The organism is Falsigemmobacter intermedius, from assembly GCF_004054105.1.
GTDB lineage: Bacteria > Pseudomonadota > Alphaproteobacteria > Rhodobacterales > Rhodobacteraceae > Wagnerdoeblera > Wagnerdoeblera intermedia.
This window is the reverse complement of the sequence record NZ_SBLC01000054.1, coordinates 1-12,836: the sequence shown is the minus strand read 5'-3', so window position 1 is coordinate 12,836 and position 12,836 is coordinate 1. Positions and strand designations below refer to the sequence as shown.

The following is a 12,836-nucleotide window of genomic DNA, read 5'->3' as shown; positions in this document are numbered from 1 at the left end:
GATGGCATTTTCATTCGAAATCCTGTAGCAGGGGCTTCACGACACAACAACTTGGCAATGCCGATCAAACTGCTCTGGCGCGGTTTCGCGCGCGACTGAAACCCTGTCCGGGGCCACCCGGATTTGCTGCCGGGCGGCGCTGACACTCCTCAGATCGTGCTGCAGATATATTTCAGCTCCAGATAGTCCTCGATCCCGTATTTTGATCCTTCGCGGCCGAGCCCCGACTGTTTGACACCGCCAAAGGGGGCAACCTCGTTGGAGATCAGCCCGGTGTTATGGCCGACCATGCCATATTCGAGCCCTTCCGAAACGCGCACCATGCGGGCGTGGTCTCGAGTGTAGAAATAGGCCGCAAGCCCATAGATCGTGTCATTGGCCATGGCCAGCGCCTCCTCTTCGGTTTCAAACCGGAAAAGCGGTGCCATGGGGCCGAAGGTTTCTTCCTGAGCCACCTTCATCTGAGTTGTCACCTCCGTCAGGACGGCGGGTTCAAAAAAGAGACCGCCCATATGCCGCCCGCCCTGGATCAGCCGCGCGCCTTTGGCCAGCGCGTCACTGATATGCTCTTCGACCTTGGCGATGGCCTTTGCCTCGATCATCGGGCCGATGTCCGTCCCCGCTGCGGTCCCGTCGCCCACCTGCAGCGCCGCAACCCGCAGGGCCAGACGGCGGGCAAATTCATCATAAACCCCTGACTGCACCAGAATGCGGTTCGCGCAGACACAGGTCTGTCCGGCATTGCGGAACTTTGACACCATGGCCCCTTCGACCGCCGCATCCAGATCGGCATCATCAAAGACGATGAAAGGCGCATTGCCGCCAAGTTCAAGGCTGACTTTCTTAATCGTATCGGCGCATTGCGCCATCAGCAGCCGCCCGACCTCCGTCGAACCGGTGAACGAGAGTTTGCGCACCACGGGGCTGTCGGTCAGAACGCGCCCGATGGCTGAGGCGCGGCCGGTGACAATCTGCAGGACCCCCGCGGGCAGGCCGGCACGCTGAGCAAGTTCACCCAGAGCGAGCGCGGTCAGCGGCGTCAGATCGGCCGGGCGCAGGATCATTGAGCAGCCCGCCGCCAGCGCAGGCGCGGCTTTGCGGGTAATCATGGCGGCGGGGAAATTCCAGGGCGTGATCGCCGCTGTGACACCGATCGGCTGGCGCAGCACGGTGATGCGCTGATTGGCTTTCGGCGCGGGAATGGTGTCACCATAGAGGCGTTTGGCTTCTTCGGCGAACCACTCGACGAAAGAGGCGGCGTAAAGGATCTCACCGCGCGCCTCTGCAAGCGGCTTTCCCTGCTCAGAGGTCATGATCAGCGCAAGGTCATCGGCATGGGCGACCATCAGATCGAACCAGCGGCGCAATACGGCGCTGCGGTCTTTCGCGGCAAGTGCGGCCCACTGCCCTTGGGCCCGGGCTGATGCCGCGATGACTGCGGGAATTTCCTCCGGGCTCATGACCGGGACATAACCCGTCACCGCGCCTGTGGCCGGGTTGGTCACCTCAAGGCATGCGCCCGAGGCTGCCTGCACCCATTGCCCGTCCATCAGGCAGGAGTCTTTCAGCAGAGTGGGATCGTTCAGGGTCAGCAAGGCGCAATCCTTCCGGGTCTTGACAGAAAAATCATTGTTCCATATAGGGAACATCGTTTGATATATGGAACATATATCCGTCAGCCGGGGCCCTCTGTCAATGCCCGGCGCCGTAACCTGTGCCCTGCTGCCGGAGGTGCCATGACCGACCCTCAGCCCCGCCGCGCCCCCGCCGCAGGCCGCGCCATCGAAATCCTCGACCTGCTGGCCGATGCCGGCGGCGCGTTGGGCGTCTCCGAAATGGCCCGCCGGCTCGGCCTGCCCAAAAGTTCGGTCTTTGGTATCTGTGAAACTCTGGCCGAGGCAGGCGTTCTGCACGCGGATGCCCGGGGTTACTGCCTGACGGCGCACTGCCTGCGCTGGAGCGGCGCTTATCTGAAGCAATCCTCTCTCGTCACTGAATTTCAGCGACTTCCGGCCCGGGAGGAACGTCTCGCCCCCTATACGCTGACGCTCTCGACGCTGCGGGGCCCGAATGTGGTCTACCTCGATTGCCGCAACGCGAACCGGCCCCTTGGCTTTACCTTCCAGGTCGGAATGCAGCTCCCGGCGGTGCTGTCAGCCACCGGGAAAGCCATGCTCGCCTGCCTGCCCTGGACAGAGGCTGAAGCTCTGGTATCCGGGGCCTGGCCTGCGCCCTTTACCCCGTTCAGCCTGCGCGACCCCGCGGCGCTGAAGGCGCAACTGGCAGAAGTGCAGGCGCGTGGCTACGCGATTGACGACGGTGAAATCCGCGAAGGCATGGTTTGCCTTGGCGCCGCGATCCCTGACGGCGACGGGCGTCCGGTCGCCGGGATTGCCCTGTCACTCACCAGTGCCGAGGCGCAGCCCGCCCGGCGTGAAAGCCTGGGGCGGCTGATCCACGATCTTGCCCTGGCCATGCGACAGTGACGCCGCCTTTATGTGCGCCATCCCCATGTCACAGCACGTTTTCCATCCCGCGTGACGTGGATGATATCAGCACCCCCCGAAATCCATTTTGAGAGGCAGCCATGGCGGAGGTTACAACACGCGGCCTGGACGTCGCAAAAAGGAGTTCGGGCTTTATCGTGCCGATCCGTCTCGAAAGCCAAGTCTGCGGATGAAGCCGCGTCGCGAGCAGGTTTTGGTTCTCTTATCGATGTGTGAGCCAGCGCCGCCTTACCCTTAGTTTTGCGCAAGCGTAGAATAACGGCCCGCGTGATACAGCAGCGGCGCTTTCGTCTCAATAACTGTGCGCACCAACTCGCCCGCCAGGATCGTGTGATCGCCTGCAACAAATTCAGAATGGAGCCTGCATTCTGCGATGGCGGCCGTGCCGGAGAGACAGGGTGCGCCCGTCACACTGTCTGTGGTTTTCAGCGATGCGAACTTGTCGTCAGCCTTACGCGCACAGGTGTTTGCGACGTCCTGCTGATCTTCTGCGAGAAGATTGATGCAAAACACCCCGCTTTTCCGAATGACATCAAGAGTCTGCGAGTCGTTGGCCAGGCTCACGGCAAAGAGCGGCGGGTCCAGCGACAGTGACATCACCGCAGTCATCGTCGTGCCGGTTATCCAACCGATCTCATCGCAGGTTGAGATCACGGCGACGCCTGCAGGCAAACGCGATGCGAAGCCGCGCAGGTCGACGGCTATATTCTCGCTACTGCTGTTCATAAGTTAGCTCCTGAGGCAGCTTTTTTAGGCGGCGCCCTGTATGTCAGCCGCCACAGTTCATGGTGACCCTCGACAAACACCCAAGCAGACCAAGGTGGAACGGAAGTTCCCTAGCAGGTCAACTCCACCCTGGCATGCGGCGTCGGTTTGAAGATGGTCGTCGGGAGTGTCAGCCCCCGCGCAGGGGGATGAGTGTGGTGAGTTCTGACCTGCCCGATTCCGGGGCAGACGATTCGGCCCGCCTCAGTAGGCTTCCTGATACAAAGCCAGGGCGTCAGCCTCGGTCACCGGGACAGGGTTGTTTTGCAGCAGCCGCGTTTGCAGCATGGCTGCCGCGGCGAGCTTTGGCAGATCTTCGCGGGCAACGCCCACGTCGCGCAGGCGGGCCGGCGCACCCGACCGCACCAGGAGATTCTGCATGAAGCCTGCAAAGGCCGCCGCTCGTTCTGGCACGCTGCCGCTAGCGGGGAGGTCAATCACCTCCCCCAGCTCTGCGTAAAGTGAAGCGGCGGCGCGCAGGTTATAGCGCAGCACGGGCGCCAGCATCAGCGCGTTGGTCAGGCCATGCGGCAGGTGATAGAACCCGCCCAGCGGATAGGCCAGGGCATGAACCGCCGCCACGGGGCTGTTGGAAAACGCCTGACCGGCGAGCGTCGCCCCCAGCAGCATCGCCTCACGCGCGGGACGGTTTTTCCCGTCGCGGCAGGCCTCCAGCAGATTGCCCGCCATCAGCCGCAGCGCTTCTTTGGCCAGCAGATCCGACAGTGGGTTTTTCCGCAGCCGGCTGGTAAAAGCCTCAATGGCGTGTACCATTGCATCAATCCCGGTCGCAGCGGTCTGCAGCGCCGGCAGGCCACAGGTCAGTTCCGCGTCGAGCAGCACCCGATCGGCGTAAAGCCGGTCCGAGACGATCCCCATCTTGGTCGTCTCACCAGTGGTGAGGATCGTGATATTTGTGACCTCAGACCCGGTCCCAGCGGTGGTGGGGATCTGGATCAGCGGCATACGCTCGCCCCGCACACGATCGATGCCATAAAGCTCTGCCAGCGGCTGATCGTTACGCAAAAGCACCGCCACCAGCTTGGCCACATCCATCGACGAGCCGCCGCCAAAGCCCACGACGATGTCAACGCCCGCCTGTTTCGCAAGCGCCACGCAGTCAGTTACCAGGTTTTCCGCCGGGTCCGCCGTGACATCATCAAAGACCTTGACGCGGAAGCCATGCGCCGACAACGACTGCAGCGCCGGGGCAAGCAGCCCGCTGTTATTGAGAAATTTGTCCGTAACGATCAGCAGGTTCTTTGCCTCAAACCCGGCCGACAGCAGCTCGCCCAGCCGGGCCGCCGCGCCCCATTCCATCAGCAGCGACGAAGGCGTGTTGAACGAGAAGGGCTGAAATCCTGACGTCATTAGACTCTCCACAGACCGGGTCTTCCGCTGAGATTGGTCACAGGCGGGGATCGGCATGGGCCTGACACCCCAGCCCGGGCGGCTGCCTGACCGCGCCGCGGATCAGGCCCGGACCTGTGAATTCTCCCGGATACGGCTTTATAATTCCGAGTGTATGCGCAATCGATTGCGCATACACTCGTTTCTCATATGGCAGCTTATCCCGTCAACGCAAATATGCGATCCCCGTGTTTTGGCGATGATTTTTTTGGGCTCATCCGCAGTTTGAGCGTGAGTGTCACTGGCGTCTGCGCGCGAGCAGGCCTGAAAACACCGCCTTTCTTGTCTGACAGAGGGAGAATCCCTGGTAGCCTGTCCGGCTGCAGGGAAGTTCCGATCTTTGGTCTACTTGACATGCAATAAATTCGCACAGTAAACGTATTTATGCGCATACGTTTGCATGCGGTGGGGGATCATTCTTGGCCATGCCAAGAATGATGAGGATAGTGCATTGGAAACTTTGGGAGAATTTCAGATGTCATCGGTATATCGGACGACAGCTCTGGCCGTGATGGCCGGACTTATGGCAACCTCGGCGCTGGCGGATGAGCGCGTCATGCGGATCGCAACCAGCGTTCCGGATCAGCACTATCTCACGGTAAGCATTGCTAAATTTGCTGAGAAGGTCACAGAACGCACCGAAGGTCGCATCAAGTTTGAGATCTATCCGGCGCAATCGCTGGCAACGGATCAGCAGATGGAGCAGGCCGTTGCCTCGGGCATGGCTGACATAGGCATCGCTTCGGCCTCGATCGTTGCAGGGACAGTGCCGGCGTTCAATATCTTCGCTGTGCCCTTCCTGTTCGACACCCGCGAAAAAATTGAAAAAACAGTCAAATCGGGCGCCCCGCTGCGCACCGAACTGGAAAAGGGCCTAGCTGATACTGGCGCGCGACCGGTGTTCTGGATTCCTTACGGCTATATCGGAATGGTCGCGCGCGACAAAGAAGTGCGCCTTCCTCAGGACGTCAAAGGGATGAAGATCCGGACTTTCGGGTCCATCGTCAGCCAGTTTGTCGAAGAGGTCGGCGCCGCGCCGGTCGTCACCAGCGGCGGCGAGCAATTCCTGGCCCTGCAGCAGGGCATGGTCGATGCGGGCTTCACCGGCTGGTTCTCGATCCAGGACCGTCAGCTTTATGACGTCGCAAAATATGCAATCAATACAGATCATATGTGGGAAACCCATTTTGCGCTGATGAGCGAAACCAACTGGCAGTCGCTCTCAGAAGACGATCGCCGCATTTTCAGCGAAGTCGGCGCCGAGCTTGAACCCCTGCTGATGGACGAAGTCTTCAATTCCCAGCAAACGCTTTACCAGTCGCTGGATGATAAAATGACAGTGGTTCAGCTGACGGAAGAAGAGAAAGACGCCTGGCGCAATGCCACGCCCCAGATGGCAGAAAAATTCCTCAAAGATGGCGATGCCCTGAGCCGCGCTGTCTATGACCTGGCGAAAGACGCGCAGTAATTTGAGGAACGGCCGGATGGTCGTAAAAACCTTCGGCCGTTAACTTCGGTGGATATGAGGACTTAAATGAGCGCATCTGACAGCAGGGTTTCATTTGCCGATCATCTATTCAGATATATCGAGTTGCCGGTTCGCATTTTTGGTAACTTCGCTGGATGGATTTATTTTGGCATTGGCGTAATCGTCGCATATGAAGTCGTTATGCGATACTTTTTTAACGCCCCGACACATTGGGTCGAAGAGAGCGCGCGCATCGGAATGGTCTGGGCGACGTTCCTGCTGTTTGCCGCGTGCATTTCCGAACGGCAGCTGATCACCATTACGCTGATCACCGGCGCCTTTGGAGATCGCGGAAAGACAATCTTTGAGCTCATCAATTTCCTTCTACTTTCCTTCACAGCTGCAATTCTGCTGTGGTATAGCGTGTCGATGTTCCTAGATGCGATCCGAATTGGCCGGGCGACCGCAACGCCGCTGCGCGTGCCTTATTGGATTTTCTATCTTCCTTTGTGCTTAGGTTTTGGACTGGTACTGTTTCAAACAGTCGCCGAGAGCATCTACATTCTCTTTACCGGCAAACGGCGTAAGCCTGACGTCCAGCCCGAGCACTGAGAGCCACATTAATGATGAGCCTTCTTATTATCGCAGGGCTTCTCGCTCTGCTTTTCGGTGGCATTCCCGTTGGTCTGGCCCTCACCGCAATGGCCACGGCGCTGATGTGGTTTAAAGGACTTCCGCTTGCGGGCTTGCCGCAGGAATTCCTTGCCTCCGTCAACAGCTTCACCATGCTTGCGGTGCCGGTCTTTCTGCTGACCTCGCAAATCCTGCTGCGCTCGGGCGTTGCAAAGGTGCTGTTCGATGCCGTTCAGGCGTGGGTGGGCGGCATGCGCGGGGGTGTTGCTGTCGCGGCGATCCTAAGCTGCGGACTTTTCGCGGCGATTTCGGGCTCTTCGGTTGCGGTAGCCGCAATGATCGGCACAGTCGCGATCCCCGAGATGTTGCGTCGTGGCTATGAAAAACGCTTCGTTATGGGAACGCTGGCGGCCGGAGCGACGCTGGGAATTCTGATCCCGCCGTCCATTCCGCTGATTATCTACGCCGAAGTTGCGCATGTCTCGACCGCCAAGATGTTCCTTGCGGGCGTCGGCCCGGGCGTGTTGCTGATTGGCATGTTCCTTTGCTGGTGCTTCATCCGCTCATTCACCGGTGGTGCGCCCCCGACGGAACAAGCCACAATCAGCTGGGATGATCGTCGCCGGCTGTCCCTGGAAGCATTCCCAATTGTCGCCATTGCGGGCGTAATGATTGGGGGCATCTATTCCGGGGCGTTTACGCCGACGGAATCGGCCTCGGTCGGACTTTGCCTGACGATGCTTTATATTTACGGGATGCGTGGCGGAATTCCGCTGAAAGATCTGACGGATTCCATTCGATCCGCCGGTTTGACGACCGCGAACCTGCTGTTGATTATCGCCGGGGCTAATATCTTTGGCAAGGCGATCACCCTGTATCGGATTCCCTATGAGATTTCGGGCTGGATCACCGCGAATATCGAAACCACCGGAGCATTCATTATCGTTGTGACGGTTGTGTTGATCCTGCTGGGTCTGGCGCTGGAAGGTGTAGCGATGATTCTGATTGTTCTGCCGGTTCTGATGCCTGCGCTTAAAATGCACGGAATTGATCCGATCTGGTTTGGCATTTACTTTGTCATCATGATCGAGCTGGCACTGCTGTCGCCGCCGGTTGGTATGAACCTGTTCGTTATACAATCAGTTGCGAAAAGTAACCTGAAAGACGTCATGCTGGGGACGCTGCCTTACGCGCTGATTATGCTGCTGGCGGTGGTAATCATCTGGTATTTCCCGTCGATCGTTCTTTACCTGACGCGCATTTAAAGAGCCTGAGAAATGTCATTAAAAGTAAGCTTGCCACCGGTTACCCGGTGGCAAGCTTTACGTCAGACGGGGGGCGGGCTCATTACGTCAATTGCGATGACTTCCCAATCAGCAGACGTCCGCCAAGGCTCACCTGTTCATCGGGCAGGAAATAGTCCTTGGTGCGTGCTTCCAGAAGTTTGAAGGCGCGGTTGATCATCATGCGAATTGGTTGCTCGACCGTGGTCAGCTGATAGGTCGGGCGTTGGGATTCCGGCAACCCGTCAAAGCCAACCACCGCAATATCCTGTGGCACGCGAATCCCGGCTGCGCGAAGTCCGTCAATCACACCCATCGCCAGAATATCGCTGAGCGCAAAAACAGCGTCCGGCTGCTCTCCTTCGAGCATCCCAGCCAGAACGCCGCCTGCCGCATAACCTTCGTCCCAGCCGGACGCATAGTTCAGCCGCATCACGCCGGCGATGCCGGCGTCCGCCAGCACCTCGGTAAAGCCATTTTCGCGGTCTCGCGCGGTGGAGCTGGTCTGCGGCGGGCGGATCACAGCAAATTTGCGCCGCCCGGTCTGAAGCAGATGCTTCGCCAGAAGCCCGGCCCCGGCGCGGTTGTCGCAGCTGACGAAGCTGCCATGACGCTCTGCCACACGGTTAACCATCACCAGCGGCACATTATTTTCCCGGCAGATGTCCGCCGCCCTCGAACCGATCGCCGCCGATGTGATAAGGCAGCCGTCCACTTGGTATTGCAGCAAGGCCTCGGCGGTTTTTTCGTCCATCTGCTCCATGCCAATGTGCAACATCAACAAGCGGCAGCCGATGCTTTCCGCCTCATCCATCGCGGCGTGCAGGATATGGCTGTAAAGCGGGTTGCTTTCCGGCCCTAGCACAATCCCGTAGAGCCCGCTGCGCCCCGAGGACAACGTTCGCGCCAGGGCATTGGGCGTGTAGCCATATTCCTTCGCGAGCGCCGAAATTTTTTCCCGTGTTTTCGGAGAGATACGAGGATCTCCCTTCAGCGCGCGCGTGATGGTCGACGGGGCAACCCCGGCCAGCTTGGACAGCGTGACAACTGTTACTCTGCGTGGCCTCGCGGCCGCTCCGTCCTCTTGCGTCATGCGCCGCTCCCTGTGCGGCCCGCCTTTCGGGGCGAAGCCTGGCCGTCAGGCAAAAAATACGCCCTGTATGTCTGGATATAGTGCTTGACACGGCCGTTCAAAAGCCACTTATTGCAAGAAAGTGCGCACACGTTTGCATTGATTTGCGCTGCGTTCGAACGCTAGCTCTTCATGAGGATATGACGGATATGGTGAATAAGCCCCGCCAGATGAAAATGGTCGGTTTCATGCAGGCCCAGAACTGCTCGATCGCGCCCGGCTCATGGCGCCACCCGGCCGCCGCGACCGACTTTCTGACCCCGGAATATTTCCAGCGCATCGGCCGCGTCCTGGAAGAAGGCAAGTTCCATCTGGCCTTCTTCGATGACCGTCTGGCGATGCCCGATATCTACGGTCAAAGCCACGAAGAGGCCGTCGCCAACGGCGTGCGCGTGGTGAAAATGGACCCCGCCACGATCGTCACCGCGATCGGCATGGTGACGAGCCACATCGGCCTTGGGGTCACCTATTCGACCACCTATTATGAGCCCTTCCACGTTGCGCGTCTGTTCGGCACCCTGGATTTGATGACAAAGGGCCGCGCCGCCTGGAATGTGGTGACCTCGCTCAACAATTCAGAAGCTGCCAACTTCGGCCGCGCCGCCCATCTGGACCATAACGAACGGTATGAGCGCGCAGATGAATTCATGGAAGTCGTCCTTGGTCTGTGGAAAAGCTGGGACCACGATGCGCTGATCGTTGACAAGCAGAGCGGCGCGTTTGCGGACCCCAAAAAGGTTCATCCGCTCAACTTCAGCGGCAAGTATTTCAGCGCGCGCGGACCGCTGCCGGTGCCGCCGTCACCCCAGGGGCATCCGGTGCTGATCCAGGCCGGTCAAAGCGGGCGCGGGCGTCAGTTCGCAGGCCGCTGGGGCGATCTGATCTTTGTGGTCTATCCCAACAAAGAGGTCGGCCAGACCCAATACGCTGCTGTGAAGGCAGAAGTGGCTGCCGCCGGACGTGACCCCGAACAGGTTGCGATCTGCCCTGCCTGCTACGTCTGCGTGGCAGAAACCCGTGAAATGGCCGAAGAGAAGCGCGAATATATCCGCCAGCTCGCCAAGCCGATCGACGCTGTCGCCCTGCTCTCCGAGGCGCTGAATTTCGACTTCGCAACCAAGGGGATGGATAGCGAGTTCACTGACGCTGAACTCAAAGCTCTGTCTTGGGGCGGCTTCCGCGAACGGGTGATCACCCTCAGCGGCAAGGCCAATCCGACGGTCGGTGACTTTGTGAAGTATTCCGCCCGCGGCACCATCGGCGAATTCCCGATCTTCTGCGGCACGCCCTCGGACGTGGCTGATCAGATGGAAGAATGGTTCAACAGCCGCGCCTGTGACGGCTTTGTGCTGGCTGCGACCCACACGCCTGGCGCCTATGAAGACTTCGTGCGCTTCGTGGTGCCCGAACTGCAGCGCCGCGGGGTCTATCAGAAAGACTACGCCGGCACGACGCTGCGCGAAAACCTGGGCCTGCCGATTCCGGGCCACTTGGGGGACGCGTAAGCGCCCCCCCCCCCTGAGAGATAAACGCGCCGCTTACGCGCTGCGAGACTGAACGGAGTGAAGGATGGAAGAATTCAGAATGTTGTCGACGAGCGGCATTCTCGGCTACGGATATGCCGAGGAATCGCTCAGGATCGGCATGTCGTGGGAGCCGCATGTTATCGGTTGTGACGGCGGTAGCACCGATCCCGGCCCTTATTATCTGGGCTCGGGCAAGTCGTTCACCTCGCGTCTGTCGGTTAAGCGCGACCTGCGTCTGATGCTGCAGGCGGCGACTGCGGCGGGTATTCCGTGCATCATCGGCACCTCCGGCGGCGCGGGCGGCGAGCCGCACCTGCAGGCCACTGCCGAACTGGTGCGTGAAATCGCACGCGAAGACAATTTGTCGTTCAAAATGGCGCTGATCCATTCCGAACAGCCCAAGGACGATCTGCTGTCCTGGGCCAATGCCGGGCTGACGCGCCCGCTGGCGGGCCTGCCGCCGCTGGACGCTGAGCGCATCGCGCGGGCTGAACGGGTGGTCGGCATGATGGGCCCTGAGCCTTTCATGAAGGCGCTCGACAACGGTGCGCAGGTGATCCTTGCGGGCCGCAGCAGTGACCCGGCGCAGTGGGCCGGTCCTGCGATCCGCGCAGGCATGGCCCCTGCGCCGTCTTGGTATGCTGGTAAGATGCTGGAATGCGGCGCCGAGCCGACCGTCCCGAAAGAGCCGGACTGCATCTTCCTGCGCGTGCGCAATGACCATGTCGTCTGCGAGCCGCCGAACCCGATCCGCCGCTCAACCCCGCTGGCGGTGGCCAACTTCGCGCTGCACGAAAACTCCAGCCCGATCCACCATGTCGAACCGGGCGGTTTGCTGGACACCAGCGCTTGCCGCTTCATCCCGGTCAGCGACCGTGCGGTGAAGGTCGATGGCATGACCTGGACCCCGGCCGAGCAATATACCATCAAGCTCGAAGGCGTCGAAAAGGTCGGCTACCGCGCAATCACCATCTGCGCAACCCGCGATCCGGTGCTGATCAGCCAGATCGACAGCTACCTTGAGACCCATCGCGCCAAGGTGCAGATGAAGGCCGAATCCTTCGGCGTGCCGCGCGATGCCTATTCGATGCATGTTCACTGCTACGGCAAGAACGGCGTCATGGGCCCGCGTGAGCCGGTGACGGAAATCCGCGGCCATGAGCTGTCCTTCGTGGTCGAGGTCGTGGCCCAGGATCAGGACACCGCCAATGCGGTTCTGGCGATGGCGCGGACCTCGATGCTGCATGCCGACTTCCCCGGACGTCTGTGCAAAGAGGGCAACATGGCCTTCCCCTTCAGCCCGTCCGACATCGACATGGGCGCTATGTACCGCTTCAGCGTGTTCCACACCGTGGCGGTGCAGGACCCCTGCGCGATGTTCCCGATCGAATATGAGATGGTATAATCATGGCACTGATCAAAGACATTGCGCAGATCTGCAAAAGCAAAAACGCGGGCCCGTTTTCGGTCACCGTCGACGTGTTGTTTGAAGATCATGAGCTGTATCAGAAGGTGAAAGCCACCGGCGTTTTGAACGCAGAACTGGTGGGCGCGCTTTACAACGTGGACCCGGCGAAGGTGCTGTTCACGCCCTATGACACCGCCTCAGCCTTCAAGATGACCTTCCCGCGTGCGATCTCTGCGGGCGATATCGGCGATACGGATGTCTATGGCGCGCAGCAGCACGCACCGATGCTGACGGTTGATATCCCACTATAAGAGCATGGCCCTGTCCCTGATAACATATGGGGCAGGGCATCTCCTCTGGTAAGTGTGTCGCTTTGCGTAAGCGCTGTAGATTGCCGCTTAGAACTGACCCATTGGGGGTGCGGACGAAAAGTTGGACTATCGAGGAGATAGTTCATGTATTCATACGAAGAGCGGATGAGGGCGGTTGCCCTTTACATCAAGCGCGGCAAACGCTCACACGCCACAATTCGCGAGCTGGGATATCCGAGCAGGAATGCGCTGAAGGGCTGGTATCTCGAATACGAGCGGCAGCAGGATCTGCCCGCGCGCTCGGCACCACGACAGTCAAAGTTCTCGGAGGCTCAGAAGCAGGCTGCGCTGGCACATTACGCCAGCCACGGCCGCTGCGTTTCCTGGACAATG

The 12,836-nt window shown here is 59.8% G+C and carries 11 protein-coding genes and 1 pseudogene; 8 read left to right on the top strand and 4 right to left on the bottom strand.

The features are described 5' to 3' along the window. Positions 1-149 precede the first annotated feature (149 nt). On the bottom strand, positions 150-1,550 hold the full coding sequence (locus tag EP867_RS17745) for an NAD-dependent succinate-semialdehyde dehydrogenase (RefSeq protein ID WP_241656961.1): 1,401 nt from the start codon (positions 1,548-1,550) through the stop codon (positions 150-152). Positions 1,551-1,736: 186 nt separating this feature from the next. Between EP867_RS17745 and EP867_RS17740 the strand changes: the two genes are divergently transcribed. Further along, positions 1,737-2,486 carry an IclR family transcriptional regulator gene (locus EP867_RS17740; RefSeq protein WP_128490799.1) on the top strand — a complete coding sequence of 250 codons (750 nt, stop codon included), beginning with the start codon at positions 1,737-1,739 and terminating at the stop codon, positions 2,484-2,486. A 255-nt stretch (positions 2,487-2,741) separates the two neighbouring features. Here EP867_RS17740 and EP867_RS17735 read toward each other — a convergent pair whose 3' ends face one another. Together EP867_RS17735 and EP867_RS17730 are read right to left on the bottom strand one after the other, a co-directional pair. Further along, entirely contained in the window at positions 2,742-3,233 is a 492-nt protein-coding gene (locus EP867_RS17735; RefSeq protein WP_128490798.1) for a flavin reductase family protein, read from the bottom strand. Positions 3,234-3,476: 243 nt separating this feature from the next. Further along, positions 3,477-4,643: an iron-containing alcohol dehydrogenase gene (locus EP867_RS17730; protein WP_128490797.1), complete on the bottom strand. Its 1,167-nt coding sequence runs from the start codon at positions 4,641-4,643 to the stop codon at positions 3,477-3,479. A gap of 439 nt (positions 4,644-5,082) precedes the next feature. Here EP867_RS17730 and EP867_RS17725 point away from each other — a divergent pair, with 439 nt between their 5' ends. The 3 genes from EP867_RS17725 (at position 5,083) to EP867_RS17715 (ending at position 8,048) form a co-directional block, all read left to right on the top strand. Next, positions 5,083-6,150, top strand: coding sequence for a TRAP transporter substrate-binding protein (locus tag EP867_RS17725; protein WP_128490796.1), 1,068 nt, complete (start codon positions 5,083-5,085; stop codon positions 6,148-6,150). A gap of 66 nt (positions 6,151-6,216) precedes the next feature. Beyond that, entirely contained in the window at positions 6,217-6,762 is a 546-nt protein-coding gene (locus EP867_RS17720; RefSeq protein ID WP_128490795.1) for a TRAP transporter small permease subunit, read from the top strand. Between the two features lie 11 nt (positions 6,763-6,773). After that, the gene (locus EP867_RS17715) at positions 6,774-8,048 is read left to right on the top strand and encodes a TRAP transporter large permease (RefSeq protein WP_128490794.1); all 1,275 of its coding nucleotides are present in this window, start codon (positions 6,774-6,776) and stop codon (positions 8,046-8,048) included. Between the two features lie 82 nt (positions 8,049-8,130). On the opposite strand, the gene EP867_RS17710 is transcribed toward EP867_RS17715, so the two are convergent. Continuing rightward, positions 8,131-9,159, bottom strand: coding sequence for a LacI family DNA-binding transcriptional regulator (locus EP867_RS17710; RefSeq protein WP_128490793.1), 1,029 nt, complete (start codon positions 9,157-9,159; stop codon positions 8,131-8,133). Between the two features lie 188 nt (positions 9,160-9,347). Between EP867_RS17710 and EP867_RS17705 the strand changes: the two genes are divergently transcribed. The 4 genes and pseudogenes from EP867_RS17705 to EP867_RS17690 all read left to right on the top strand — a co-directional run. Further along, on the top strand, positions 9,348-10,703 hold the full coding sequence (locus tag EP867_RS17705) for an LLM class flavin-dependent oxidoreductase (RefSeq protein ID WP_128490792.1): 1,356 nt from the start codon (positions 9,348-9,350) through the stop codon (positions 10,701-10,703). 64 nt (positions 10,704-10,767) lie between these two features. Then, positions 10,768-12,129 carry an acyclic terpene utilization AtuA family protein gene (locus EP867_RS17700; protein ID WP_206616370.1) on the top strand — a complete coding sequence of 454 codons (1,362 nt, stop codon included), beginning with the start codon at positions 10,768-10,770 and terminating at the stop codon, positions 12,127-12,129. 2 nt (positions 12,130-12,131) lie between these two features. Further along, a complete protein-coding gene (locus tag EP867_RS17695; RefSeq protein WP_128490791.1) occupies positions 12,132-12,443 on the top strand; it encodes a DUF4387 domain-containing protein in 312 nt (103 codons plus the stop codon). Positions 12,444-12,587: 144 nt separating this feature from the next. Then, a pseudogene (locus tag EP867_RS17690) lies at positions 12,588-12,836 on the top strand (IS3 family transposase); the annotation flags it as partial.

What these genes read in the sequence shown, in the direction of transcription:
- EP867_RS17725 (WP_128490796.1), top strand. Translation starts at nt 5,083, where the DNA reads ATGCGGTGGGGGATCATTCTTGGCCATGCCAAGAATGATGAGGATAGT.
- EP867_RS17720 (WP_128490795.1), top strand. Translation starts at nt 6,217, where the DNA reads ATGAGCGCATCTGACAGCAGGGTTTCATTTGCCGATCATCTATTCAGA.
- EP867_RS17730 (WP_128490797.1), bottom strand. Translation starts at nt 4,643, where the DNA reads ATGACGTCAGGATTTCAGCCCTTCTCGTTCAACACGCCTTCGTCGCTG.
- EP867_RS17695 (WP_128490791.1), top strand. Translation starts at nt 12,132, where the DNA reads ATGGCACTGATCAAAGACATTGCGCAGATCTGCAAAAGCAAAAACGCG.
- EP867_RS17715 (WP_128490794.1), top strand. Translation starts at nt 6,774, where the DNA reads ATGATGAGCCTTCTTATTATCGCAGGGCTTCTCGCTCTGCTTTTCGGT.
- EP867_RS17745 (WP_241656961.1), bottom strand. Translation starts at nt 1,550, where the DNA reads ATGGACGGGCAATGGGTGCAGGCAGCCTCGGGCGCATGCCTTGAGGTG.
- EP867_RS17740 (WP_128490799.1), top strand. Translation starts at nt 1,737, where the DNA reads ATGACCGACCCTCAGCCCCGCCGCGCCCCCGCCGCAGGCCGCGCCATC.
- EP867_RS17705 (WP_128490792.1), top strand. Translation starts at nt 9,348, where the DNA reads ATGGTGAATAAGCCCCGCCAGATGAAAATGGTCGGTTTCATGCAGGCC.
- EP867_RS17700 (WP_206616370.1), top strand. Translation starts at nt 10,768, where the DNA reads ATGGAAGAATTCAGAATGTTGTCGACGAGCGGCATTCTCGGCTACGGA.
- EP867_RS17735 (WP_128490798.1), bottom strand. Translation starts at nt 3,233, where the DNA reads ATGAACAGCAGTAGCGAGAATATAGCCGTCGACCTGCGCGGCTTCGCA.
- EP867_RS17710 (WP_128490793.1), bottom strand. Translation starts at nt 9,159, where the DNA reads ATGACGCAAGAGGACGGAGCGGCCGCGAGGCCACGCAGAGTAACAGTT.